General features: G+C 42.6%; 32 protein-coding genes, 1 pseudogene and 1 other annotated feature. Of the genes and pseudogenes, 15 read left to right on the forward strand and 18 right to left on the reverse strand.

The genetic code is table 11. The features are described from left to right. Positions 1–38: 38 nt before the first annotated feature. The 6 genes from MMY81_RS09835 (at position 39) to MMY81_RS33960 (ending at position 2,252) form a co-directional block, all read left to right on the forward strand. The gene (locus tag MMY81_RS09835) at positions 39–215 is read left to right on the forward strand and encodes a hypothetical protein (RefSeq protein WP_252312700.1); all 177 of its coding nucleotides are present in this window, start codon (positions 39–41) and stop codon (positions 213–215) included. A 127-nt stretch (positions 216–342) separates the two neighbouring features. Next, positions 343–903 (forward strand): Gfo/Idh/MocA family protein, encoded by a 561-nt coding sequence (locus MMY81_RS09840; protein WP_252312701.1) that lies wholly within the window; start codon positions 343–345, stop codon positions 901–903. Beyond that, on the forward strand, positions 903–1,088 hold the full coding sequence (locus MMY81_RS09845) for a hypothetical protein (protein WP_252312702.1): 186 nt from the start codon (positions 903–905) through the stop codon (positions 1,086–1,088). The genes MMY81_RS09840 and MMY81_RS09845 overlap by 1 nt, the downstream gene beginning before the upstream one ends. Before the next feature lie 99 nt (positions 1,089–1,187). Then, a complete protein-coding gene (locus tag MMY81_RS33950; RefSeq protein WP_308215290.1) occupies positions 1,188–1,355 on the forward strand; it encodes a hypothetical protein in 168 nt (55 codons plus the stop codon). A gap of 80 nt (positions 1,356–1,435) precedes the next feature. Beyond that, positions 1,436–1,567, forward strand: a complete 132-nt coding sequence (locus MMY81_RS33955; RefSeq protein WP_308215291.1) for an LLM class flavin-dependent oxidoreductase — start codon at positions 1,436–1,438, stop codon at positions 1,565–1,567. Between the two features lie 400 nt (positions 1,568–1,967). Then, positions 1,968–2,252, forward strand: a complete 285-nt coding sequence (locus MMY81_RS33960; RefSeq protein ID WP_308215292.1) for a hypothetical protein — start codon at positions 1,968–1,970, stop codon at positions 2,250–2,252. Positions 2,253–2,421: 169 nt separating this feature from the next. On the opposite strand, the gene MMY81_RS09855 is transcribed toward MMY81_RS33960, so the two are convergent. The 3 genes from MMY81_RS09855 to MMY81_RS09865 form a co-directional block, all read right to left on the reverse strand. Beyond that, positions 2,422–2,661 carry a LysR substrate-binding domain-containing protein gene (locus tag MMY81_RS09855; RefSeq protein WP_308215295.1) on the reverse strand — a complete coding sequence of 80 codons (240 nt, stop codon included), beginning with the start codon at positions 2,659–2,661 and terminating at the stop codon, positions 2,422–2,424. 200 nt (positions 2,662–2,861) lie between these two features. Next, entirely contained in the window at positions 2,862–2,963 is a 102-nt protein-coding gene (locus MMY81_RS09860; RefSeq protein WP_252312703.1) for a hypothetical protein, read from the reverse strand. 23 nt (positions 2,964–2,986) lie between these two features. Beyond that, positions 2,987–3,262 (reverse strand): LysR family transcriptional regulator, encoded by a 276-nt coding sequence (locus MMY81_RS09865; RefSeq protein ID WP_252312704.1) that lies wholly within the window; start codon positions 3,260–3,262, stop codon positions 2,987–2,989. Between the two features lie 144 nt (positions 3,263–3,406). Between MMY81_RS09865 and MMY81_RS09870 the strand changes: the two are divergent. Next, positions 3,407–3,954: pseudogene (locus MMY81_RS09870) on the forward strand (flavodoxin family protein). A gap of 40 nt (positions 3,955–3,994) precedes the next feature. Here the strand turns inward: MMY81_RS09870 and MMY81_RS09875 are convergent. Together MMY81_RS09875 and MMY81_RS09880 are read right to left on the reverse strand one after the other, a co-directional pair. After that, positions 3,995–4,153, reverse strand: a complete 159-nt coding sequence (locus MMY81_RS09875; RefSeq protein WP_252312705.1) for a hypothetical protein — start codon at positions 4,151–4,153, stop codon at positions 3,995–3,997. A gap of 46 nt (positions 4,154–4,199) precedes the next feature. Then, positions 4,200–4,694 carry a hypothetical protein gene (locus MMY81_RS09880; RefSeq protein ID WP_252312706.1) on the reverse strand — a complete coding sequence of 165 codons (495 nt, stop codon included), beginning with the start codon at positions 4,692–4,694 and terminating at the stop codon, positions 4,200–4,202. Between the two features lie 280 nt (positions 4,695–4,974). Between MMY81_RS09880 and map the strand changes: the two genes are divergently transcribed. Further along, complete coding sequence (gene map / locus MMY81_RS09885; RefSeq protein ID WP_252312707.1) at positions 4,975–5,715, forward strand: type I methionyl aminopeptidase; 741 nt, start codon at positions 4,975–4,977, stop codon at positions 5,713–5,715. A gap of 98 nt (positions 5,716–5,813) precedes the next feature. On the opposite strand, the gene MMY81_RS09890 is transcribed toward map, so the two are convergent. The 5 genes from MMY81_RS09890 to MMY81_RS09910 all read right to left on the reverse strand — a co-directional run bounded on the left by MMY81_RS09890 (position 5,814) and on the right by MMY81_RS09910 (position 8,364). Continuing rightward, positions 5,814–6,209 carry a PhzF family phenazine biosynthesis protein gene (locus MMY81_RS09890; RefSeq protein ID WP_252312708.1) on the reverse strand — a complete coding sequence of 132 codons (396 nt, stop codon included), beginning with the start codon at positions 6,207–6,209 and terminating at the stop codon, positions 5,814–5,816. After that, positions 6,170–6,655 carry a PhzF family phenazine biosynthesis protein gene (locus MMY81_RS09895; protein WP_252312709.1) on the reverse strand — a complete coding sequence of 162 codons (486 nt, stop codon included), beginning with the start codon at positions 6,653–6,655 and terminating at the stop codon, positions 6,170–6,172. Before MMY81_RS09895 ends, MMY81_RS09890 begins: the two co-directional genes overlap by 40 nt. Positions 6,656–6,684: 29 nt before the next feature. Next, entirely contained in the window at positions 6,685–7,014 is a 330-nt protein-coding gene (locus MMY81_RS09900) for an SdpI family protein (RefSeq protein WP_252312710.1), read from the reverse strand. 28 nt (positions 7,015–7,042) lie between these two features. Further along, entirely contained in the window at positions 7,043–7,480 is a 438-nt protein-coding gene (locus tag MMY81_RS09905; RefSeq protein ID WP_252312711.1) for an N-acetyltransferase, read from the reverse strand. A gap of 461 nt (positions 7,481–7,941) precedes the next feature. Then, the gene (locus MMY81_RS09910) at positions 7,942–8,364 is read right to left on the reverse strand and encodes a hypothetical protein (protein ID WP_252312712.1); all 423 of its coding nucleotides are present in this window, start codon (positions 8,362–8,364) and stop codon (positions 7,942–7,944) included. Positions 8,365–8,759: 395 nt separating this feature from the next. On the opposite strand from MMY81_RS09910, the gene MMY81_RS09915 reads away from it, so the two are divergent. Continuing rightward, the gene (locus MMY81_RS09915; protein WP_252312713.1) at positions 8,760–9,182 is read left to right on the forward strand and encodes a hypothetical protein; all 423 of its coding nucleotides are present in this window, start codon (positions 8,760–8,762) and stop codon (positions 9,180–9,182) included. 239 nt (positions 9,183–9,421) lie between these two features. On the opposite strand, the gene MMY81_RS09920 is transcribed toward MMY81_RS09915, so the two are convergent. Both MMY81_RS09920 and MMY81_RS09925 read right to left on the reverse strand, forming a co-directional pair. After that, positions 9,422–9,847 carry a DUF3021 domain-containing protein gene (locus tag MMY81_RS09920; RefSeq protein WP_252312714.1) on the reverse strand — a complete coding sequence of 142 codons (426 nt, stop codon included), beginning with the start codon at positions 9,845–9,847 and terminating at the stop codon, positions 9,422–9,424. After that, positions 9,837–10,340 carry a LytTR family DNA-binding domain-containing protein gene (locus tag MMY81_RS09925; RefSeq protein ID WP_252312715.1) on the reverse strand — a complete coding sequence of 168 codons (504 nt, stop codon included), beginning with the start codon at positions 10,338–10,340 and terminating at the stop codon, positions 9,837–9,839. The genes MMY81_RS09920 and MMY81_RS09925 overlap by 11 nt, the downstream gene beginning before the upstream one ends. Before the next feature lie 358 nt (positions 10,341–10,698). On the opposite strand from MMY81_RS09925, the gene MMY81_RS09930 reads away from it, so the two are divergent. Together MMY81_RS09930 and MMY81_RS09935 are read left to right on the forward strand one after the other, a co-directional pair. After that, positions 10,699–11,550, forward strand: coding sequence for an AraC family transcriptional regulator (locus tag MMY81_RS09930; protein WP_252312716.1), 852 nt, complete (start codon positions 10,699–10,701; stop codon positions 11,548–11,550). Between the two features lie 188 nt (positions 11,551–11,738). After that, positions 11,739–12,869, forward strand: a complete 1,131-nt coding sequence (locus MMY81_RS09935; RefSeq protein WP_252312717.1) for an NAD(P)/FAD-dependent oxidoreductase — start codon at positions 11,739–11,741, stop codon at positions 12,867–12,869. A gap of 42 nt (positions 12,870–12,911) precedes the next feature. Here MMY81_RS09935 and MMY81_RS09940 read toward each other — a convergent pair whose 3' ends face one another. Together MMY81_RS09940 and MMY81_RS09945 are read right to left on the reverse strand one after the other, a co-directional pair. Next, entirely contained in the window at positions 12,912–13,499 is a 588-nt protein-coding gene (locus MMY81_RS09940; protein WP_252312718.1) for a TetR/AcrR family transcriptional regulator, read from the reverse strand. 33 nt (positions 13,500–13,532) lie between these two features. Further along, positions 13,533–14,750 carry an MFS transporter gene (locus MMY81_RS09945; protein WP_252312719.1) on the reverse strand — a complete coding sequence of 406 codons (1,218 nt, stop codon included), beginning with the start codon at positions 14,748–14,750 and terminating at the stop codon, positions 13,533–13,535. Between the two features lie 189 nt (positions 14,751–14,939). Between MMY81_RS09945 and MMY81_RS09950 the strand changes: the two genes are divergently transcribed. Continuing rightward, entirely contained in the window at positions 14,940–16,916 is a 1,977-nt protein-coding gene (locus tag MMY81_RS09950) for a methyl-accepting chemotaxis protein (protein ID WP_252312720.1), read from the forward strand. An 88-nt stretch (positions 16,917–17,004) separates the two neighbouring features. On the opposite strand, the gene tyrS is transcribed toward MMY81_RS09950, so the two are convergent. From tyrS to MMY81_RS09970, 4 genes are all read right to left on the reverse strand, one after another. Next, the gene (gene tyrS / locus MMY81_RS09955) at positions 17,005–18,261 is read right to left on the reverse strand and encodes a tyrosine--tRNA ligase (protein WP_252312742.1); all 1,257 of its coding nucleotides are present in this window, start codon (positions 18,259–18,261) and stop codon (positions 17,005–17,007) included. Positions 18,262–18,309: 48 nt separating this feature from the next. Next, positions 18,310–18,526, reverse strand: a binding site (T-box leader). Between the two features lie 6 nt (positions 18,527–18,532). Then, positions 18,533–19,039 carry a MarR family winged helix-turn-helix transcriptional regulator gene (locus MMY81_RS09960; RefSeq protein ID WP_253075894.1) on the reverse strand — a complete coding sequence of 169 codons (507 nt, stop codon included), beginning with the start codon at positions 19,037–19,039 and terminating at the stop codon, positions 18,533–18,535. Between the two features lie 190 nt (positions 19,040–19,229). Further along, complete coding sequence (locus MMY81_RS09965) at positions 19,230–19,742, reverse strand: DoxX family protein (protein ID WP_252312744.1); 513 nt, start codon at positions 19,740–19,742, stop codon at positions 19,230–19,232. A 234-nt stretch (positions 19,743–19,976) separates the two neighbouring features. Further along, a complete protein-coding gene (locus MMY81_RS09970; RefSeq protein WP_252312721.1) occupies positions 19,977–20,360 on the reverse strand; it encodes a VOC family protein in 384 nt (127 codons plus the stop codon). Positions 20,361–20,645: 285 nt separating this feature from the next. Between MMY81_RS09970 and MMY81_RS09975 the strand changes: the two genes are divergently transcribed. From MMY81_RS09975 to MMY81_RS09985, 3 genes are all read left to right on the forward strand, one after another. Then, positions 20,646–20,969 (forward strand): DUF3870 domain-containing protein, encoded by a 324-nt coding sequence (locus MMY81_RS09975; RefSeq protein ID WP_252312722.1) that lies wholly within the window; start codon positions 20,646–20,648, stop codon positions 20,967–20,969. Between the two features lie 66 nt (positions 20,970–21,035). Continuing rightward, complete coding sequence (locus MMY81_RS09980; protein WP_252312723.1) at positions 21,036–22,226, forward strand: DUF819 family protein; 1,191 nt, start codon at positions 21,036–21,038, stop codon at positions 22,224–22,226. Positions 22,227–22,238: 12 nt separating this feature from the next. Next, positions 22,239–22,849: enolase-like domain-containing protein (locus MMY81_RS09985; RefSeq protein ID WP_483882485.1), on the forward strand; the 611-nt coding region annotated here is incomplete at its 3' end.

A 22,849-nucleotide genomic window follows, 5' to 3' on the forward strand; every position in this document is an offset into this window, starting at 1 on the left:
GATGTTTTACAAGTGAATGATAAAAAGGAGTGTTTGATATGAGCAAAAAAATTAGAGCAGGTATTATCGGTGGATCCGTCAATAACGGATGGGCTAAAGGGACGCACATTCCTGCCATAGAGCACTTGAATGAGATGGAACTTACAGCCGTTGGCACGAGCAATATGGAAAGTGCAGAAAAGCGCGGAAGCCTTTCAGGCCGCTCATGCGTTTGATAAAGCGGAAGATCTGGCGCAGCATCCTGATGTGATATGGTGGTTGTCAGTGTCAATGTCCAGGAACATTATCGTGCAGTAAAAGCGATTCTGCCATCGGAGAAAAGCCCATTTATTGTGAATGGCCATGGGGTCTAATACTACAGAAGCACTTGAGATGCAGAACTGGGTGGAATCCCGGCAATTAACAATGCGATTGGATTACAGGCCAGGCAGGCTCCAGCCGTTAATTATGAAAGATTTGGTGGCGGACGGCTATGTCGGAAAAGTGTTGTCCGCTAATTTAAAGATCTCTATTGATGGCATGGGAGGCGTGGGTGATAAAGCCAGTGCCTACCTATATGACCGCAAAACAGGAGGAAGTCTATTCACCATTGTGGGCGGCCATAACCTGGATGCATTCACCTATATGCTTGGAGAATTTAAGGAGCTTTCCGCTGTTACAGCCCAGCAGTTTCCCGAAGTAGAATTGGTGGATATCCAAAAAGTCATAGAAAAAACGACAGATGATCAAATATTAATTACAGGAAAATTAGATAATGACGCCGTAGCAAATGTCCATATACAAGGGGAGTCAAACACCAAACCGGGCTTACTATCGAAATTTTTGGAGACAAGGGCACCATCGTACTCGATGCTCCGGCTACCATTCAGTTCGGCTCGCATCAGCTGCGGGGGCAGGCTCTAATGATCAGAACTTCAAGAATTACTCATCCGGATCATTATTACCGGGTACCTGATTCGCTAAAAAATGACGCAGGCTTTGTGCTGAATGTCGCCCAGGCCCATCGTACGTTTGCGAAAGATATACATGAAAGGAACCTCCCAAACACCTGGTTTTGCAGAAGCCGTAAAACTTCATCAGCTGCTTGATGCTGTAGAAAGAGCTGCCCAAACAGGAGAACCAGTATTTATAAAACCTCTTAGCATTTATACAAGGAAATGACCGCGTTTTAAAAGGAGAAAATATAAATGGAACGTAAAAGACAGCTTAAATTAGGAGCTATCATTGATGGAGTAGGTTGGAATTATATGGGATGGCGTCATGCGGATATGCCGGCTGATGCTAGTGAGAATATTGATTTTTATATACAAAAAGCCAAAGAGCCGAAGAAGCTAAATTTGATATGCTTTTTCTAGCAGATGTCAGTCATATTGGACCGGATGATTCCTCATTATCTCAGTATGTTTGAAGGATAAGTGTTCTGTCCGCCTTAAGCATGGCTACTCATTCGATTGGCCTTACGGCAACCATCGCCACTTCCTATGCAGATCCATTTACCGTAGCCCGGCAGATGGCGTCTCTTGATAAAATTAGTAATGGCCGGCCGGATGGAATGCGGTCACTCTAATCCAGGAGGGTTAGCCAACTATAGTCGAAGGCACCTGTCCAAATCGGATTTATATCCGATGAAAAAGGAATTTTAGAAATTGTCGAAGGGCTTTGGGACTCTATGAGGACGACGCTTTGATACGGGATAAAACGAGCGGAGTCTTCCTGGACCCACAAAAAATGCACGCGTTAAACTATAGAGGAAACTACTTTTCCGTGGATGGCCCGTTAAATATAAGCCGCTCCAAGCAGGAAGGCCGGTAATTTTTCAAGCTGGTACCTCTCACAATTACTGGACCTTGCTTCCGTCCATGCGGAAGGTCTGTTTATCAGCGGGGACAGCCTGGAATATGCAAACAATTCAGTGGGGAATTAAAAAGAGGCGGCTCTACAGGGACGTTCCCCGGAAGATCTTAATCATGCCACAAAATCCAATCGTTGGCAGAACGGAAGCGGAAGAAAAATTTCAAGAGCTGCAGGCCCTTATGCCTCACTTTGGCATACCAAACCGACTTTTTGGATCAGCAGAAAAAGTCGCAGATCAAATCCAGCACTGGTACGAGGCGGGTGCCATGGATATCCTTTTAGTGCGACAAGAACATCCTTCCGGGATTGACGATTTTATCGACTTAGTCGTGCCATCTTACAAGAACGCGGCATTTTCCGGAAAGAATATGAATCAAATACGCTACGTGGAAATTTAGAACTGCCTTATCCAGAAAACAGGTATGCCAAATTAACGAAAAGCTATAATCAAGCCATGGGCTGGAAACCAATAGTAGTGCCTCCTCTATTTCGATAGGAGGCACTATTTAGTATTTCCCAATTGAAACTACTTAATTTTTGGTTCGCCTTTCTTTATATACCGACTCTTTATTCGGTCTCTTGTTTCATAAGACCACCTAGAAATGCCTCTAAATTAACAGAAACCCACTTGTCTTTGTGTACAGCTGTATAAATACCAATTGCTTCTTCTTTCGACTCTTCTATTAAATCTTCGTTGTTGAGCTCCTCTTCTATTGTAAAATGAGGCAGCATTGATTTTCCTAATCCTAATAGTACACATTTTTTAATGGCTTCAACGCTTGGTAATTCTATTGTTTTCAGGAACAGCTTTCTCTGCTAAATAGCGATCAATAAGAACGCCAGCTGCAGGATATTCCGTAACAAACATCGTTTCGGGAAGCTGCTCCTGCTCTTTTTTTGCTGATCGGACAAGAGTCAGCTCTCTTCTTTTAATTTATGCACGACCAATCCTTTTGACTTCCATCCGCTCCCTTCTACCAGCACCGCAGCATCGATTTCTCCTTTTTTTAACGCCGGACATTCTCATAATCTAGTGATTTGAGTGTCAGCTTCACCTTTGGGTAACTCTCCATAAAGTCCATAATAATAGCAGGCAGCCAATAGATCATTAACGACTCACTAACCCCAATGGTTAATTCTCCTGCTGGTATATCAGCCTCTTTAATGACCTCTTTTGATTTTGAATACAGATCAATGATTTCGACAGCATAAGGCAGAAACGCTCGCCCGTCTGCGTCATCGTAATGCTTTTTCCCAATCGATCAAAAAGCGGATAACCCAGCTCTTTTTCAAGCTCTTTTATGTGGGCAGTAATAGAAGACTGCACGTATCCTAATTCATCGGCAGCTTTTTTGAAACCACCGGTATCAACGATTGTGGTAAACGTTATGAGATGGCGAAGTTCCATTGTGCACTCTCCTATCATATTTAGTGAATGTTTTTATCAAAACTATCAATTTTACTGAATAATACACTTAGTATAAACTTTACTTACACGACATTCCAGATAGGAATGACGGAAAATGAAAAAAATAGGGGTTCATACATGAATATTATGGTACTGCTTGGAAGTTCAAGAAGAAACGGCAATACGGAGTATTAGTGGAAGAAGCTTTAAAAGGAGTGAACTATAAAAGCGTTTATCTATTGGATGTCCATATGGATCCTATTGTCGATCAGCGCCACGAATCCAATGGCTTTGATGACGTCGATGATGAATACGAAAAGCTTTTTAAAGAATTCTTAAATCAGGATATTATTGTTTTTGCCACGCCTTTGTACTGGTTTGGCATGTCCGGTCAGATGAAAACCTTTTTTGACCGCTGGAGCCAGTATATGCGGGAAGATCAATATAATTTCAAAGAAAAAATGAGTCAAAAAAAAGCCTATGTCATCATCACCGGCGAAAACCCGCCTCCGAAAACCGCTGCTCTGCCTTTAATACAGCAGTTTCAATACATCTTTGAATATGTCGGAATCGAATTTGCAGATTATATTATTGGAAAAGCCAATAAGCCAAATGAGATTAGACATGACCCGCATGCGATAACAAAGGCGCAGATGTGGAACAAAGAAATAGGACATGTTATTTCTACGTAAAAAGCTTCAGCCTTTTTCCAAAAAAGGCTGAAGCTTTGATTTAATTATCATGCTGCTCATCTCTTTTCGTTGCTTGTTTTTCATTTAATATTTTTAGCTTTTTTAACTGATATTCTTTTATATGTGAATAAATGGCCAGTCCCGTGAAGCCTGCAACAAAAATGATCAGCGCAATGAAGAACAAAGTAATAATGTCCACGCTACCACCTCCTATATCGTTTAAAGAATAAGGATTTTTACTACCTTTATTCTACACACTCAAATTCATACCCGTTGGCAGAGCTTGCTGCAGAACTATTCGTTGTTCCATTCAGGCCGGCGGAATCAGCACTGTCCACTTGCGGTGTTCCACCTTCATCATAACATCTATCAATAAGATTCATTTTTTGTTGGTGATTAAAGTATAAAGCAGAAAAGATAACAGCTGCTCCCAAAAATAATCCAAATGCTGCTACTCCACCGTAAATAATAGCAGGAGCCACTTGAGTGGAAACCTCTCCGCTGTCATTTTGATTAACATCAGCTCCAACACTTTGCATTGCAGCTTCAGCTTCATCTGATGAAATGTTATTTAGTTTTTCCTGATAGCCAGCTAACACTTCTTGAGAAATATCAATATTTTGAGTAACTAGTTCCTCATCCAAGATAAAGGTTCTAGAGCTTGGGTCGTAAAAAACCCCTGAAGCAATCGCCTCTTCTTCATCTGTAAAATTTAAATTGATTAATGTTAACCGTAACATTTACTTCGTTATCGTAAAATGAAACATTGGAATTTTTTAGAAAATAAGGAAATACGGTGAAACCTTACTAAATCGAAATAACTACATAACAATTATAATTTATATTATCTACCTACTAAATAATTCACCTGCATCGTTTTTCAAGAAGGCATAGGAGGAAGCAATCCGGCGTGATATACTATACAACTACATATAATTTTAAGTACATTGATACATAGTATTATTTATAAAATATAATGACATAATAACTATAAAATACGATTAGAAGTGAGGATTTACAATGATTGCAAAGACAGAAGAGGATTTCACCGGATTAAAAGAGATTGGTGCCATTTGCGGTAACATTCGGGATACATTAGTTCAGGCTGCTAAACCCGGTATCACGACGAAAGAACTCGATAATATGGCGGGTGAGCTTTTCAAAAAGGCAGGCGCTGTCTCGGCTCCAAAAGGAGAGTACGACTTTCCCGGCTATACGTGTATCAGCATGAATGAAGAGGTAGCCCACGGGATTCCCAAAAAGCGAACCATTCAGGAGGGCGATCTGATCAATATAGATGTCTCCGGTTCGAAAAATGGTTATTTTGCCGATACCGGCATTTCCTTTGTCGTAGGAAAAGGGGAGCTTATTCTACAGGAAATATGTGACGTAGCGAAGGAAGCATTTGAGGCTGGTCTTCAGAGAGCAAAGCCCGGCTCGAGAAAAAGCGGACTTGGAAAAGCGGTCCACACTACAGCTAAAAAGAATGACTTAACGGTCATCAAAAACCTTACCGGCCACGGCGTTGGACGATCCATTCATGAAGCACCGGAAAATATTCTCAACTATTATTCCCGGCGGGACGATGAAATACTAAAAGATGGTATGGTTATTGCCTTTGAACCCTTTATTTCTACATTTGAAGAAGAAGTATTCCAATCCAACGATGGATGGACTTTTCTCACGGACGAAAGCTTTGTCGCTCAGTACGAACATACGATTATTCTGACGAAAGATGGACCAATTATTACGACGTTGTAATTAACTATATACGATAAAAGCTTCCGCCCTTAACAAAGAGGCGGAAGCTTTTTCTACTTTCAGGCTGCAGAGCATCTATACTTCTACGGCATTCCCTTTTACACGGGCTCCGGTGATTTTATTTTCATGTATGAACGTCTCAGGCTGAATGAAACTTGCCTTCCCATAGCCGCCCCCTGCATGACCATAAAAGAATTCCAGCCTTCCTGCAGTGGGGAGAAGTATTCATGTTTCGTTAAATAGGCGCTCAGCGCTGACGCGGCTGTTCCTGTTGCAGGGTCTTCCGGATAACCGGCTCTTTTCGGAAACTGCCGGGCCTGGACGCTCCTGCTGCTCTGCTCTTCCACTGCAAAAGGATAGAAGCCGGTCGTATTGAATTCATCACATACCTGCCAAAGGTATTCAAAATCCGGTTCGAGACGATGAAGCACGTGGGTGCTTTTCAGCGGCACCACTAACTTAGACCGGGAGGTAGAACCGATTGAACAGGCCACTCGTCTATTTCTTCTGGTGTAATATTCAAAGCTTTGCCTACTGTCTCTTTTGAAGGAATATCATCTATAAATTGAGGCGGAAACTGCTCGACGCTGATATCTAATGCAGACCCATTTCTTTTCCATTCGACGTTTACCGGACCAAGAGCTGTCTCTACTTTTATTGGGGAAGTCGTCAGTATATTTCTGTTGACGAGAACCGTTATGCTTCCTATTGTGGCATGAATACACATCTCCATTTCATGAGCAGGAACAAAATAACGAAGCTTTATATCACAATCCGAGTGCTCCGGTTTTAAAACAAAAGCAGACTCGTGCCCAAAGTCTTTCGTCATCTGCTGCATTGTCTCCGCGGTTAAATCATCGGCCTGTAAAACCACCGGACAGGGATTGCCTCCGCCCTTTTCCATAGCGAATACTATTGTGTGTACCACTTGATGATTCATTCCCTCACGTCCCTTCTGAAATTGGATTTTTATATTTTCCTCGCATATAGATAACTTTCGACCATAGGGATCAGTATAAGCAAAGGCAGCATACTAATAATTAACGCAGTTGATTCCTGCAGCGGTGGAAGAAATAGAATGATGATCCCAGCTGTGAATATAGGGACAGACCAGATGATCATTCGCTTGGCACCGTATTTGTTAATACGATACCACTTTTCGTCCGACTTATAGGATTGCGGAAATTTCACTCCATACAAGCTGTTCATTTTCACTTTTTCTTTATATAAAGGGATAGCTAAGACCGTAAACAAGAAGGCAGACCCGATATTAATCAAAGCATAGAATATATTTTCCATAGTAACGCCTTCCTTACCTGCAGCTTTTTTACGCTTTTATCCACTCCATGACGAACTCCGCTTCGCCCGTTTTCTCCTCTATCTGCTCTTCTTTTATTATAAATTCATTTCTTTGATAAAATTCTCCCGCTCTTTCATTTTTCTTATACACCTTTAATTGGAGCTGCTTATATTGTTCTTTGACAAAGTCTAAAAGTGCCCGTCCATACCCCTCTCCTTGATGCTTAGAGTCGATAAATAGCGCAGCCAGGTAGACGTTGTCTACTATGGAAACGAATCCCACAATTTCTGTATCATTCCTGCATAGTACATAGTTTTCCGCCAGCGGCAGGTATGTCTCCTTCATGGCCTCCCGCTGTGATGTCCAATAAGCGCTGTCAATAAAATCGTGCGCTTTCAAAGATCCTTCATGCCATATCTCTACCAATTCATCTATTTCTGTTTCTTTACTTGTTCTTATGTTCATATTATTTACCTTTCTGTTGAAATAACTCTGCATCATTTAACCTCTATGCACGAATATAAGTATCCAAATACAACTCCGCCACTGTTGAATGTTCTCCATTCACATCATGGAATAGGCAAACATTATAAGTAGAGTAAAGAGAATCAGTAACCCATAATAAATAGTGTAACGATAAACCTGCTGGTTTAAATACTGAAAAATCTCTCTTAAAGTTGTATCTGTTGTGAATAACCCGCCGTTTTCCACTATCATTTTTGAATACTTATTCTGTATCCTATATTGAATCACTTCTATTACAAAACGGATAATCATATAAATTAGAAACGAAGAGACAAACCACGAATAACTATGAATATCCTCTATTGACCAGGTGCCTATTCTTATTGAATGCTCCGCCATAATAATAGGCATTGCAAGAAATAAAAGGAAGTATAAATAATCCATACAATTGAGCAGCAACCTTAGAAAGGCAGACAGCCTCCCTGGAGAAACTGAGGCATACATGCCCCCAGCATTTTTATGATACGCCCGTATTCTTCTATTCTTCGGCTTTGTTTTATATCTTCTGCTATTTTGTAGCTGAGAGCGGGTCTTTCCCTAGTAAACATCCAAGGGAAACTAAAAGAGAGATGATTGTATTTTTTGTTTTCTTTGGTTTTTATAAGCATATCAGGATAATCTATAAAAGCCTGCATCGACAAATCAAAATAAGTTCCGGCCGTTAAAGGCTTTCCATCCAGTAATTCCGTGACCTCCGCCTTATAGCGGCTGCTTTTCAGAGGGAACTGGGTATAACGCTGATACTTCCATGGTCCCCGATATCCAACGTATACAATAAAGATATAAAAGAAGATAGCTGCTGCCAGCATATAACTCTCTTCCATAACGTCCCTCCCAATATATGCAACAGTATCTATGAATAGTATTAACTAGTTCTTGTATTGAGTTTATTTTTTCATTATCTTAGTTTCTTTTGTTTTATACCTTCAATTTCTATAGGGGTAAATTACCTTATATTAACATTACCACCTGTTGCGTTTTGATAGAATAAGATAAAGGGGTTTTTTAGAAAATAAAGAAATACAGTGAAACAATACTAAATCAAAATAACTAAATGAAGTGATAATGAAGTGATTATATATACATGCTTTCGAGAGTATGGGCAGATTAAAGAGGAGGATTACGTGGATAATATTGATATTCAAAACACCTATAATAAATTATGGAATCAGGGAGCAGCTGCTGTTCAAAAAAATTCTTTAAAGGCGGATCCTTACTATTGAATAAAGCAGGCGATAGCAGGCTGGGACTATCTGTCGTCTTCCGTCCCTCACAGGAAGTGCGTCATTCGGTTCAGAGCTTTTTGAGCGGCATTAAAGAGAGAGAGCCTAACCAGTATTTCTATATACCAGTTCAACTACATACTACGATTTTATCCATTATAACGTGCAGTACGGAAGTTAATATGGCAGAAATAGAGGTAAATCCTTATTTTAAAATCCTCTCCGAAGCTATCGAATCCATACCGGCCTTTCCTATCAAATATCAGGGTGTCACCGCCACACCAGACAGTGTTCTAATTCAAGGCTTTCCTGAAGATGCTCATCTTGAAAAATACGCCACAGGATTAGAAGTCATATCAAAAGATCCAGCGTGCTGCACACACTGGATCAGCGGTATAGAACGCATACTGCTCATATGACATGCCTTCGTTATCGAACAACCGGCCTGAACAATTCAGAAGCATTTTTGGAATACTTACAGGATTATAAAGAGCACGATTTTGGCACAAATAAAATCACGAACCTGGAATTTGTCTTACATGACTGGTACATGAGTGAAGGAAAGACAGAGACATTGTATAGATATCCGTTGATGTGTTATTAATATTTGCAAAGTCCTTTCTGTTTTTTTACCCTAAATACTAAAACCGGTTTTCTTTTACTGCCCAAATCTTGTTCCTTTCCCAATGGATGCGTTCATCTGCTGCTCCAGCCGTTTAAAATACATATAGAAAATGATCCAGTTCAGTACATACGACCCTGTGAAAATTCCCAGTCCGATTAATAAGGCCTGTGGCTCTAATGGAACCCAGCCGGTCAAAAATGTGAATACTGGAAAAAGGACAACAAGGGATACGCTGAAGTGTACCACGGTCTGTTTAAGCGCACTCCAGGATTCGATGTAAAATAAGAGAGACGCCACACTAAAGAAAGCACCGGTGATCATACTTCCAAGTAAGTGCATTCTCACATCTGCTACGGGGACGTCTATAGACTGCTGCACGACTATTGTTAAGGCAATAAATGTAACAAGCGCTGCTATTCCGAGACCGCCGAATATTCTAATGGTAATATCATGAATCATCTCTATCCCCTCCATTAATAAGCTGTTCTTTCAGGATGTGAACATATTTTCTCGTCACATACTCTTTTGTGCCGGATTTAAAATACACGCATAGATTTCCATTGAAGGAGAGTTCGAACCGGTCCATTTGATTCATATTTCCAATCACAGACTTAGAAAACCGGATAAATCCATATGGTGCAAGGAGTTCTTCCAATTCATACAACTTCTGCTTCATTTCCAATGATTTGTCGTGAACCATCGCAAACACCTTCCTTTTTTCGGCAAAAACAAAGTCAATCTCATTTGGCTCCAGCAGAATGGAATGGTCTTCTTCGACTGCAACAATTCGTTTTGTCATCGTGTTCTCACGTCTGGTTCCTTTTTCGGGATCCTGGATATGGTCTTCAAGCAGCTGCATGACAGACCCTGCCTCCTTTGTCCATTCTTTTACTTGTATCATAATCACCGGGTCGCCCTCATATTGAGGATCGATATCGATTTTGATTTTCATGGCATCTCCTTTCTTTTTTCCATTATGCTGCTTTTTACAAAAGAAAAAGTGCTTCTCTGCACCACATACATTAATCGCGGTATAAAATGTAAGCTGTCAGACATAAGATGAATTCCCTGGACTTGATATGTATGGCTGCTTCTTTTTATTATTTAAATATTTCTCTAATCATACAATAAACACCTCCAGCCACTGTATAAATTACTAACGATCGTTTTTTATTCCAAACAGGAGTTCTTCGTTCTCTGAAGAATAGTAGATTAAGAACCTGCCTGCTGAAATACTGTCCGGACAGCGCATAAAATGACAGGACCGCTCGTCACGTTATTCTTTATTATGTAATAAAGGAGTGGAGCATATGACGTTGGTGGAATCATTGCAGAAGGCGATTGATTACATGGAAACACATCTACTGGAGCGTATAACAATAGAAGCCATATCCAAACAGGCACATGTATCTTCTTTTCACTTTCAGCGTTTGTTTATGATTTTGACGGAGACGTCCGTCGGTGAATATCTCAGACGCCGCCGTCTTACCCTTGCCGCACAGGAGCTCTCCAACTCAGACGATAAAATTATTGATATTGCCTATAAATACGGCTATGACACTCCTGAAGCTTTTTCAAAAGCTTTCCGGAAACAGCACGGTGTCAGCCCAACTGAAGCGCGAAAAGGAATCGGAAAGCTGAATGCCTATAACCGCCTGACGATTCAGGTGAATTTGAAAGGAGCCGAACCGATGAACTATCAGATTGTGGAAAAAGAAGCATTTCACGTCGTGGGGATCAAAAAGGAATGTCCGTGTGGTAAAGAAGCCATGGGAATTGCGGAGTTTTGGGGACAAGTTACTTCGGATGGAACGATTGGGAAACTCATTGATTTAATGAACAGTGAAACTAAAGGTCTGCTGGGGCTCACGGATAACTATGACGAGGAAAAGAACACGATTGATTACTGGATTGCGGTGGAGCATATAGGGAACCCGCCGGCTGATTTCAACCGGTTGGACCTCCCCAAAACCAAATGGGTGGTTTTTGAAGTGCACGGTCCTGCTCCTACCGCCATGCCGGAAGTATGGAAACAAATTTACAGCGAGTGGATTCCGTCAAATGGGTATGAAATAGCTGATGTGCCGGCCATCGAAGCCTACACTGATCCTGATCCCTACAGTACCGAATCCTCCAACCAAATATGGCTGGCTGTAAAGTAAATGTGCAGCCTTACCAAGAAAATCGAGTACGAACGCTTTGCGCGTTTACTCGATTTTTTTATTGTCAAAACGTCACTTCCCTTCCCTTAGGCATATAAATTGCTCCCTGCTTCTATCCGCCTCTACAATGAAGATACCTTTAGTTATTATTGCTTTAAGAAGGTTCTTCCAAAAAAGGAGTGAAGCAGATGATTGATTATCTGATTATTGGAGGCGGTATCATTGGGACGGCGCTGGCGCGTGAGCTTTCCCACTGCCGGGGGCAGACCGTTCTTATCGAAAAAGGACGTACGCTCTCCGGTGTTCAATCGACTCACAACAGTGCCCTTGTTCATCCTCCCGCTATGATGCCCCCTTATAAGGGTAAATTAAAATCAGCGCTTGGCATAAAGGGGAGCCTTCTGCACCAGACACTTGCCGAACGCTTTGATGTTCCCGTGTTTCGTAACGGTGCGATTGCCACAGCCCGCACTGAGGACGAGCTCGATAAGCTCCGACAGCTGAAAAGACAAAGCGAAGCGGAAGGGATTGATACGATCACCTGGTTAAGCCGTGAAGAGATGTTTGAACGGGAACCAAATCTCCATCAAGCGCTCAAGGGCGGGCTGTATATGCCGGAAGCTATGAGCGCGGATACTTCAATACTGACAGAAAGAATGGCATCAAACGCCCGGCACAACGGTGCAGAGATTTATACGAATACCGAAGTGACCGCCCTAAAAAAATCCGGAAACGGATTTGAAATAGAAACCCGATCGGGACAGCTGTTTCGCAGCCGTTTTGTTATCAATGCCGCCGGGGCTGCTGCTGGATTTATCGCAGGGATGATCGAGGACCAAGTGCCTTTTGAACCTGTATCCAGACGAGGCGAGTACGTGGTGCTTGGAAAACAGGCGTCCGGCTTTATTAACCATATCATCTATCCACCGCCGACAAGCCGAACAAAAGGTGTGCTGATTATTCCACAGCCCGATGGAACAATACGCCTCGGTCCGACCGATACAGAGCAGAAAAGCTTCTATTCCTCTCTTCCGACAGAAGCCGGGATTAATCAGATCCGAAACGAGGTTAACCTGCTCGCAGAAGAGATTCCCTATGACCTTGAGGAGCGTTACTATTCAGGTATCCGATCGAGCATCATCGATCCGGACTTTTATATCCGGCCATCTGCGAAATATCCGCAGCTGATTCACCTTGCCGGTCTCGACTCTCCGGGAGTGACCGCCTCCCCTGCCATTGCTTCCTATGTAGTAACGGATATCCTCCACCATATCGAACCTGTGGCAAGGAAAATCAGTCCGAATTTTTTTGGTTACTAAATAGAAAAAAAGCTGATTTCCGCAATCAGCTTTTTTCTTTGATCAGGAAGGCGCCCTGACACCTCTCCAGAATACTTCCCAGACAAGCTCCGAGCGCTCCTTCATCTGCTTATAATCATATAGACTCATTTCATTGGCCAATCCATCAATTAACGCAAAAAAAGTATTGTATATATGGTCGTTGGACAGCTCTTTGTCCATTTCTCCTCGCTTTTTCCCTTCATTCCATACGTCTCCAAGCACTGAAAATAATGAAGCGTCCACCTTTCTATACTGTTCGAGTATAGATTCCTTCAGCTCTGCAGGCGGATAATTCACAAAACGATAATAAAAAAGAGTGCTGATCTCGTTATCTTCATTAATCGAATGAATGAGAAAAAGATACTGTAGCTGTTCTTTCACAGACTGTCCCCTTTTTTCATCAATCCGGCTCTGCACAAACTGTAAATATCCTTCTATTTCATTATTAAATACATCAAGGAACAATGCTTCTTTATTCTGATAATGAGCGTATAGAGAAGGTTTTTTTATACCTACCAGACTGGCAATCTCAGACATGGTGGTCGCTTTATATCCATTGGAGGCAAAGCACTGTGTGCCTGCCTGTATGATTTTTTCTTTTGTACGCATGGATTTTCTCCTTTTATCTGTAATTTTCCCCATTTATGGCACAATCTGTTGAAACGCTTTTGCTTTGAATAATATCGTGATAGCAATCACCATGCCTGTGGCTCCAAATCCCAATAAAATAAACTGTACCGGAATTCCTGCTGTGGTAAGCACACTAACGATAGCATAAGCGATAGGATCAAAACCATTCATGGCAAGGAATACGAGGCTCATCACCCGTCCAGTCATCCGGTTCTCGGTCATTTCCTGGGCTGCCGTAAAAAACGGAATAAACACAAAAGCCATCGCAAATCCAATAAAGAATAAAATAACGGTCAACACCGTTAAACTCTGGACAAAACCGAAGATAAGGTAGAAGACTAAAGCAGCTATCAGACCGTACAGAATCGCCCGGCCTTTTTTTGCAATCATGTAACCGCCGAGTATGATCGTACCGGTGACCATTCCCAGACCAAGACTTACTTCCATATAGCTTAAGTTTAACGGGGTTCCGCCATAGGCATCCACCAGCAAAGGAATAGCTATATGAAGCGTGCCGAACACAAAGAAGTTCAGCGTAACCAGAATAATAAGACCAAGCAGTAAAAAAGTGGAGCCGTATACATAGACAAAGCCCTCTTTAAAGTTTTGAAACGGACTTTGTTTAACGGTGTTTTCCACCGGTCCTTCCTTTATAAACGGCGGGAAAATAATCAGCGCCGAAAGAGCTACCAGGATGGATGCAGTGAAGTAGCTCGCAGTAACCGAGGACGTTTCCATAATAACTCCGGCTATAATCGGACCGGCTATAAAAGAAATCTGGTCCACGCCCTGGAAATAGGCATTGGCCTGCTGTAACTGATGCCTTTCCACGATTTTAGGAAGCATCGAGGTGCTGGCAGGTCCAAAAAACGCATCCAGCATTCCAAATACACCTGCCAGAAGTAATAGCAGTACAATCGTCATCGTATCGTTCCATATGAACCAAGTAATACCAAGCAGAAGAAACGCCTGTATCAAATTAGTGCTGAACATGATTGTTGTTTTTTTATAATTATCCGCTACGACGCCTCCATACGTCATCATAACAAGCCGGGGCACGCTGATAACAATAAGAACGAGCCCGAGCATAGAAGCGGAGTCAAGTTCTGTGATGACATACCAGGTCGTTGTCGTTAAGAACATACTGAATCCTGTAACAGCCATAATACTGGCAATGAATAATAAAATAAAGGTGATGTTCCTTGTGACAGGAACGTTTTTAGCAGTCATTATAATGCTCCTCTTTCATAAAATTAAATTTAAAACCTAACGGTAGGTAGGCAATAAACTATACTAAATGTTAAAAGAGATATTTGCAAGAGAAATATGGCTGATGTAACAAATAGTCGTATTATTCTTGAATGTCCAGAGCGGGCTTCCGATATAAATAGGGTAATGAAACCGGAGAGGAAGAAGCTTATGAAATGGTCGATACGCACCAAATTACTTAGTTTTATCCCTATTATGATGGTAGTCGTACTGTTAATCACCGGCATCAGCTACAGCTTTGCCAGAGGTGAAATAGAAACCCAGATCAGAGATCGCCTTTCTCATCAGGCTGGTGAAACTGCCGGCAGTATAGAACAAGAGCTTACGGAGCATCAGCGCATCGGGGAAACGCTTGCTGAAATCACCGGAGAAGAAGGCACAGATCTGGATCAAGCCGACTATGAGGCCCTGCAGGCACGTCTTGTTCAATTAAATGAAGCAACGTTTGGTATCGGCGTCTGGTTTGAACCATTTGCTTACGACGCAGATACTGAATATTTCGGTCCCTACAGCTATGAAGATGGTGACAGCGTCGTATTTACCGATGAATATGAGACTGCGGAGTACGACTATCCCTCTCATGAATGGTATACAGCCGGTGCCGAAACAGGAGAAGCCTCCTGGACAGCGCCTTACTTTGATGAAGCCCTGGATACGTTTCTCGTTACAACAAGCACTCCATTCTACGAATCAGATGGGACGCTTGCAGGCGTTATCTCAAGTGATATGGATGCCGGCTCCATCCAGCAGATGGCAGAAGAAATTGAGGTTGGTGACAACGGCTGGGCGTTTTTAATGGACGAAACAGGAGCATTTCTTGCCCACCCTGAAGCGGCCTCCCTCGAAGAAGACCCTGTGCTTGAAGGAATCAGTGAATCGTTTGATGAAAGTGGAACGGCCTCAGCCTCCTTTTCAGATGGAGATGCTGTTGTTTCTTATGTACCTCTCGAGCAGACCGGCTGGACCCTGGGCCTTGTCCTGCCGGAATCTGAAGTATATGCCGGGGTGAATACGCTTCTAAGGGACGTGGCGATTGCTGCCGGCATTCTTATGCTGCTTACGGCAGCTGCGGTGTTTTTCATCGCAGGCCGAATTACAAAGCCTATCCGTGCGCTTAATGACGAGGTCAAACACGTTGCCGCGGGAGACTTATCCCGCCAAATAGCAGTAAAAACACAGGATGAAACCGGTGAACTAACGACCAGCTTTAATGTGATGGTGACAAACCTGCGGGAGCTCGTCGAGTCGGTGCGTCAATCTGTTCATACATCGGCCGATGCTGTATCACAGCTAAGCTCTGTTTCTGAAGAGACGATGGCCTCCAGCGAAGAAATAACGCGCGCTATTCAAGAAGTGGCAAACGGCGCAACGAACGCTGCGGCTTCTGCCGAAAATTCTTCAAGGAAAACAACGGACCTTTCGGAACAACTGACAGCAATGGCTGCTTTTGCCTCTTCATTGAACCAGCAGGCTTTGAAGGTGGAGGAAACCAACAAAGCCGGCAGCGAACAGACTTCTTTTCTACAGGAAAAGGCCGAGCAGACAGATGGAATGATTGGCCGCGTCGAGGACGTCGTACAGAATCTATCGGACCAGATGAGTGAAATTTCCTCTATTGTCGGAACCATTGCTTCTATTTCAGAGCAGACGAACCTGCTTGCATTGAATGCGTCAATTGAAGCTGCACGAGCCGGTGAACACGGCCGCGGGTTTGCGGTAGTGGCCGACGAAGTTCGCAAGCTTGCTGAACAAACCTCCGGCGCCACCAAGCATATCCGCGTCTCGATGGAGGACATTCAGGAAAAGACGACGAAAGCTTCTGCTGAAATGGCAGACGCAAGAAAACTGTCTACCGAGCAGTTTGAAATTACAGAAACAACCGTCTCTTCCTTTGATGAAATTGCCGCACGAAATACAGAAATGAGTGCCCTTGTATCCCAAATGAGTGAAAGCATTAAGAGCATAGAAAAGAATAAAGAAGATGTTGTCTCTTCCATCGCAGAAATTTGCTGCGGTTGTAGAAGAGAGTGCCGCCACTTCAGAAGAAGTGAGCGCCTCTGCCGAAGAGCAGTTGACGGCTCTTCAGACCGTGGCCTACTCGGCAGAAGAACTGAACGCTTCAAGTGAAAAACTTAAATTACAGATTGAACGATTTACCTCTTAACATTTTCTAAAGTAAGCAGGCTGGTGAGAAATATATTCTCACCAGCCTGCTTTATTGTGTTATTGAGCTTTTTATTTTAATAAATTTACGCTTTCCCACCTGCACGACTGTCCCTTCCGTAACACTCACTCGTTGAGAGGTATCCTCGACCCGATTTCCATCAATTTTTACTCCTTTGTTGTTAATCATTCGGCGTGCTTCACTTGTAGACTGAAACAACTCCAGCTTCATAAGAAAATCTATCACCGGCGTTTCTTGTTCTCCGAGCCACTCGAACTCTGGCATGCTTTCTGGAACCGCTCCTTTTTGAAATACCGTCACGAACTGATGCTCCGCCTGTTTTGACGCCTGTTCTCCGTGATACATTCTTACTATTGTTCTTCCGAGCAGCATTTTTGCATTACGCGGGTGCCGTTCGCCTGAATCGATTTCTTTTATAATAAGATCCAGTTCATCCAGCGTAAAGTCGGTGACCAGCTCAAAATATTTTTTAACCAGTTTATCTGGAATAGACATCGCTTTACCGTACATATTTTGTGGCTCTTCATCAATGCCGATATAATTATTTTTTGATTTAGACATTTTTTCAACGCCATCCAATCCTTCCAGTAGAGGCATCAGCAGGGCCGCCTGTTTCTCCTTCCCAAACTTTTCCTGAAACGGTCTTCCCATCAGTATATTGAAATGCTGATCGGTTCCCCCTAGTTCAATATCGCAGTCTAATACGACAGAATCGTATCCCTGCATCACAGGGTAGAAAAATTCATGAAGTGAAATGGGCTTTCCCAAAGCAGTTCTTTCTTCGAAATCATCTCTTTCCATCAATCGGGCTACCGTTACTTTACCAGCCAGCTGAATCACTTCTTCGAAGGTTAGTTTGGAAAGCCAGGTCGAATTATAGTGAAGTTCGACGTTATTTATATTTATTACTTTGCCAAACTGTTCGAAGTAGGTCCGGGCATTGCGTTTTACTTCTTCATCCGTTAATGCGGTTCGGGCTGTGCTCTTTCCTGTAGGATCCCCAATTTTTCCGGTGAAATCTCCTATTAACAGCTGAATAGTATGCCCATTTTCCTGAAATTGTCTCATCTTCTTTAGCACAACGGTATGACCGAGATGAACATCCGGTGCGGACGGATCTAATCCTAATTTAATTTTAAGAGGACGGTCTTCCATGATAGACATAGCGACTTTCTTTTCCAGGTCCTCTAACGGAATGATCTCCTGTACTCCCTGTTTGTATATGTCCACCTGTCTTTTTACTTCTGCTGCCTGTTCTTTTGAGAGTTGTTTCATCCATTCACTCATTTGTTCATTCCTCCACATTTCCATAATAAAAAACCACCTCCCTTAATGAAAAGGGACGTGGTTGTTGCACGCGGTACCACCCTTGTTGAAGAATATCTTCTTCCACTCAACGAATAACGGCTCGTCCGTCTTTGCTTCTCTTGAACGAGACACAAAGAAAGCTCCGGGAATGTAATTCGTGTTACCTGTGTACCAATTCACACCATCCATCGGCTCTCTGTTACAGGGAGATAACGACTACTCGGTTTCCCATCTATGCTTTTTCTATTTTTTAAAACTGGTTGTCTTTGATCACTTTTCTTAGCAGCCCTGACATCTGCTTTTGCTCCTCCACCGAAAGGCTGGAAACAATTGCTGTTTCCCCTTGATGAAACCTTGGATACAGATCCTCCATGACCTCACGCCCTTTGTCAGTTATCATGACATAAATGATTCTTCTATCTCTCATATCGGCCTTTCGATAACAAAGCTCTTTGCGCTCGAGTGTTTTGGTAATATTGCTTACCGTAGGCTTAGTCACTCCAGCTGATTCAGCCAGCTTTTTTGTTTCGATAGAATTCTTTATCCATAAATCATACAGCAGAGAAAAAGACGTCCAGGATAATCCGTATTCTGATAATACATGCTGTTCCATCTTGTTTTTCAACCCTTGAGCTGCTCGATAAAGGTTCGTCACAACGGCTACGGCATCTAAATCCAGATCTTCTATAGGTAGTTTCGTTAAAAGATAAATGGTTTCTTTTTCCTCAGGAAGCAGCTCTCCCTCATCGTTAAACAAATGGATAAGAAATCCCCTCCTTTATTTTCAAAATCATTAGCTATGAAACGATATTATCAAAAAAAAGAAATAAAGACAATATCCTAAATTCATTTCCACTGCTGCTTCTGCAATTAAAAAGAGAAAGAATGCTGTAAAACAGCTCCTTTCTCCTATTATTTTTGCATTCAATATAAAACAACAAACTTTTTTAAGCAGCTTTCGGCCCCTCTTTCACTGGCGGCCGTTTTCTCATTTTCTCTTTGACTGCAGGAATAAATCGATCCAGGCCAATTCGACCGGCATTGCCTTTTCCAATAAGAAGGAGTATTGCCAAAACAAGCATTATGGGATTAACAGATACGGTGCCGGCAAGTAGAAAAGCCATGTTCATCATCCCGCCAAAGAAAGCAAAGGTCGTAGTGAGCAATCCAATAAGCAGACCTGCTCCTACCAGTACCTCACCCCACATAACGAGAAATCCAAAGAGCTCAGACTGCGGAATCGCTGCATTTTCAAGGAATGCTGTATACCATGGATAGGCTGCTTCCCCTCCTCCATTCATTACAGGTTCTGCAACAGCCTGCTGCAGGTATCCTCCTGGATTAAATCCTTCCGCTATTTTCCCCAGACCGGAAGTAAGCCACGTCCAGCCTAAATATAAACGGGCGGCCAAAAATAGTACTGCTGCGATGGTAGACTCTTTCAAGAAGCGGATCATGATTGAAAACCTCCTAATTGTGAATATTTTCACATATTTTATATTTTTAGTATACCTCATTTTTCTTTATTGTGAATGTTTTCACATAAACAGACAAAAAATATTCACATATGAAAAATAATGTGGATTTTATTATTACCTATACCCTTCGCCCAGTAGCAAGAAAACACCCTTAGGCACCGCTTTTCCTTGGGGAAAAGCAGCTTATTTCTGCTCTGTTACGATTTCCAGATACATTTATTGCTCAACTATCTGAATGAGATTGCCGCACGTATCATCGAAAACCGCTATAGTGATCTCTCCCATGGTGGTTGGCTCCATCGTAAACCTTACCCCTTTTTTCACTAATTGTTCGTATTTTTTATTAATATCTTCCACTCCAAACATCGTTACCGGAATTTCTTCGGAGAATAATTTGCTTTGATATTCTTTGGCAGCCGGATGGTTGTTCGGTTCAAGCACCAGCTCGGTCCCAGCCTGATCATTAGGAGACACAAGCGAAATCCATCTGAATTCACCTGCTGGTACGTCATGCTTTTTTACAAACCCCAAAACATCTGAATAAAATGATAACGCCTTCTCCTGATCTTGAACAAATATACTAGTCACAATGATTTTCATAGTATTTCTACCTCCTTTTTGTTTCTAATACTAGTATAAATCAAAAGGGACTTTCTCTCCCATATCATTACGGCTTGTTATATAAAAAGAATAAAATGAATGAAACAAGTTGTCATCCTTTCTCTCATGAATTTATCTGAATAGTTTCACAAAAGTCTTGTTTTTGTTTACATGTTGCTATAATATTATGTTCAAAGCACGACAGGTCAGGAATACAGCAGAAAGCTATCCCAGCTTTTTTCCTCATTCCCATCCCTTATCGTGTTTCGCAAAAGGAGTTTTTATATGTTTGATCAGGACTCTATTTATATTGTGGGAGAAGCAAAATCCCCCTCCAATAACCCTATCACCGACCAGTACAAAGTTTTCTTCATTGGCTTTGTTGTCGATGAACGATCCGGGAAAATTCTGGATGCAGACTGCTCCGCAATTCTTGAACTAACGAGCCGGTTTGTACAGCATTTGTTTGCAGGCAAAGCGATTACAGCAATAGATGAAGTAACTGCGGATATTGAGCGGAAGTACCATGGCTCTTCCCAGAAAGCGATTATTGCTGCCTTTACGAATGCAAGCAAAAAGTACAGCCAACTGTTCGTACATACGAAATAGCTGCTTTATCTGTTACAGGATAAAATCCAGCCAGTTCTCTATTTTATAGAGGCTGGCTGTTTTTTTATGGAAAATCAAAGGGGGAATTGCTGTGATCAAGATGGATTTTTATACGTTAGTGGTATGATTGCCGTTACTGCTGCTATCGTCTGGGCAGACAGGCGGTTCCAAACAAAATTTTTTAAATACGTTCCGGCTATTGTATTAATTTATATTTCCGCGGCGCTTCTTAATACCTTCGGTTTATTTGGAGATAGTGACGCTATTGGTGACACCAGCTCCACTATTAGAAACGCGCTTTTGCCCGCTATGATCGTTCTTATGCTTCTCAAATGCGACATCCGCAAAATTATAAAACTTGGTCCAAAAATGCTTATTACTTACTTTGTCGCAGCTTTCAGCATCGTCGGTGGGTTTGCCCTCACCTACTTCATTATGCAGTCCTTTTATATAGACGATACATGGAGAGCCTTTTCCGCGCTTGCCGGCTCCTGGACCGGCGGTTCCGCTAATATGGTAGCCCTGCAGAATATTCTCGATGTGCCGGAGGATATATTTGGTTTTGCCCTGCTTATGGACACTGTTAACTACTCCATCTGGGTTATGCTGCTTTTCTGGCTCGTGCCCTTCCAGTTCGTGTTTAACCGCTTCACAAAAGCAGATACAAGCAAATTGGAACAGATCAGCTCAGAAATGGCGGCCGCGGCCGATGCAGAGCCGGAACACCCAATCGCATTTCAGGATTTAATGGTACTGCTTGGTATTTCTCTTTTCATCGCAGCCGTGGGCTCTGTCCTGGGCGGTACACTGCCTGAGATAGGAACCGCGATTAATGCGACTACCTGGCAGATCGTTATTGCTTCTGTGGCAGGTCTGATTTTGGCTGTAACGCCGATCGCAAGAATTCCGGGATCTATGGAGCTTGGCAGCGTCATGCTTTATGTCATTGTTGCTTTGATTGCCTCGGGTGCAGATTTCTCCGAGCTCAATCAGGCACCGGTTTATATCATTTCCGGCTTTATGATTTTCGCTTTTCACGGCATTATTATGCTGTTGCTGGCAAAGGTGTTCAAGCTGGACTTATTTACTCTCGGAGTAGCCAGCCTGGCTAACATTGGCGGTATGGTTTCCGCGCCGGTGCTCGCCGGAGCATTTAATAGAGCACTGATTCCCATTGGAGTGATGATGGCTCTAATCGGGTCCTTCATGGGTACATTTTTCGGACTGCTGACTTCAGAAATACTATCCAGATTATAAAGGAGGAGACTAATGAAAGTAACGGATATTCAAACAAAAACAACGGTAAAGCAGCTAAAAGAGCCATTTGTAACGGCTATTCGAAAAGTAACTGAAATCGAGGTTATTTCCGTTTCGGTTACTCTTTCTACAGGTGAAACAGGAATGGGAGCGGCGGCTCCAACGTATGCTATTACAGGAGAATCTTCCGAAAGTATTAACGCTGCGCTGAGCGGCCCTATATCGGAGGATCTCCTTCATGTAGAAGGGGGCTTCCAACAACTTCTATGTAAAATCCAGGCTTCCTGCGCCGGAAATTCCAGCGCAAAAGCAGCGATGGACATCGCGCTTCATGAAGCATATGCTGCTTCAAAAGAAATAACATTAATCGAGCTTCTCGGCGGCGGCCCTCTTCTAATGGAGAATGACATGACCATCAGTCTAGGCAGCAGGCAGCATATGGAAGAACAAATGCAAAAACACCTTGGCGCCGGCTATCGAATTTTAAAAGTGAAATTGGGAAAAAATCCGGAAACAGACCTTCAAACGATTCTATTTTTAAAAGAAAAAGCTAACGGCCGGGCGCTCTTTCGAATTGACGCCAATCAGGCCTGGAAGCCGAAGGAAGGCGATTCATTTCATCA

The organism is Sinobaca sp. H24 (assembly GCF_023845525.1).

Coding starts and splice junctions, on each gene's coding strand:
- MMY81_RS09835 (WP_252312700.1), top strand. CDS start 39: ATGAGCAAAAAAATTAGAGCAGGTATTATCGGTGGATCCGTCAATAAC.
- MMY81_RS09840 (WP_252312701.1), top strand. CDS start 343: ATGGGGTCTAATACTACAGAAGCACTTGAGATGCAGAACTGGGTGGAA.
- MMY81_RS09845 (WP_252312702.1), top strand. CDS start 903: ATGATCAGAACTTCAAGAATTACTCATCCGGATCATTATTACCGGGTA.
- MMY81_RS33950 (WP_308215290.1), top strand. CDS start 1,188: ATGGAACGTAAAAGACAGCTTAAATTAGGAGCTATCATTGATGGAGTA.
- MMY81_RS33955 (WP_308215291.1), top strand. CDS start 1,436: ATGGCTACTCATTCGATTGGCCTTACGGCAACCATCGCCACTTCCTAT.
- MMY81_RS33960 (WP_308215292.1), top strand. CDS start 1,968: ATGCCACAAAATCCAATCGTTGGCAGAACGGAAGCGGAAGAAAAATTT.
- MMY81_RS09860 (WP_252312703.1), bottom strand. CDS start 2,963: ATGATCTATTGGCTGCCTGCTATTATTATGGACTTTATGGAGAGTTAC.
- MMY81_RS09865 (WP_252312704.1), bottom strand. CDS start 3,262: ATGGAACTTCGCCATCTCATAACGTTTACCACAATCGTTGATACCGGT.
- MMY81_RS09880 (WP_252312706.1), bottom strand. CDS start 4,694: ATGTTACGGTTAACATTAATCAATTTAAATTTTACAGATGAAGAAGAG.
- map (WP_252312707.1), top strand. CDS start 4,975: ATGATTGCAAAGACAGAAGAGGATTTCACCGGATTAAAAGAGATTGGT.
- MMY81_RS09895 (WP_252312709.1), bottom strand. CDS start 6,655: ATGAATCATCAAGTGGTACACACAATAGTATTCGCTATGGAAAAGGGC.
- MMY81_RS09900 (WP_252312710.1), bottom strand. CDS start 7,014: ATGGAAAATATATTCTATGCTTTGATTAATATCGGGTCTGCCTTCTTG.
- MMY81_RS09905 (WP_252312711.1), bottom strand. CDS start 7,480: ATGAACATAAGAACAAGTAAAGAAACAGAAATAGATGAATTGGTAGAG.
- MMY81_RS09910 (WP_252312712.1), bottom strand. CDS start 8,364: ATGGAAGAGAGTTATATGCTGGCAGCAGCTATCTTCTTTTATATCTTT.
- MMY81_RS09920 (WP_252312714.1), bottom strand. CDS start 9,847: ATGATTCATGATATTACCATTAGAATATTCGGCGGTCTCGGAATAGCA.
- MMY81_RS09925 (WP_252312715.1), bottom strand. CDS start 10,340: ATGAAAATCAAAATCGATATCGATCCTCAATATGAGGGCGACCCGGTG.
- MMY81_RS09930 (WP_252312716.1), top strand. CDS start 10,699: ATGACGTTGGTGGAATCATTGCAGAAGGCGATTGATTACATGGAAACA.
- MMY81_RS09935 (WP_252312717.1), top strand. CDS start 11,739: ATGATTGATTATCTGATTATTGGAGGCGGTATCATTGGGACGGCGCTG.
- MMY81_RS09940 (WP_252312718.1), bottom strand. CDS start 13,499: ATGCGTACAAAAGAAAAAATCATACAGGCAGGCACACAGTGCTTTGCC.
- MMY81_RS09945 (WP_252312719.1), bottom strand. CDS start 14,750: ATGACTGCTAAAAACGTTCCTGTCACAAGGAACATCACCTTTATTTTA.
- MMY81_RS09950 (WP_252312720.1), top strand. CDS start 14,940: ATGAAATGGTCGATACGCACCAAATTACTTAGTTTTATCCCTATTATG.
- tyrS (WP_252312742.1), bottom strand. CDS start 18,261: ATGAGTGAATGGATGAAACAACTCTCAAAAGAACAGGCAGCAGAAGTA.
- MMY81_RS09970 (WP_252312721.1), bottom strand. CDS start 20,360: ATGAAAATCATTGTGACTAGTATATTTGTTCAAGATCAGGAGAAGGCG.
- MMY81_RS09975 (WP_252312722.1), top strand. CDS start 20,646: ATGTTTGATCAGGACTCTATTTATATTGTGGGAGAAGCAAAATCCCCC.
- MMY81_RS09980 (WP_252312723.1), top strand. CDS start 21,036: ATGGAAAATCAAAGGGGGAATTGCTGTGATCAAGATGGATTTTTATAC.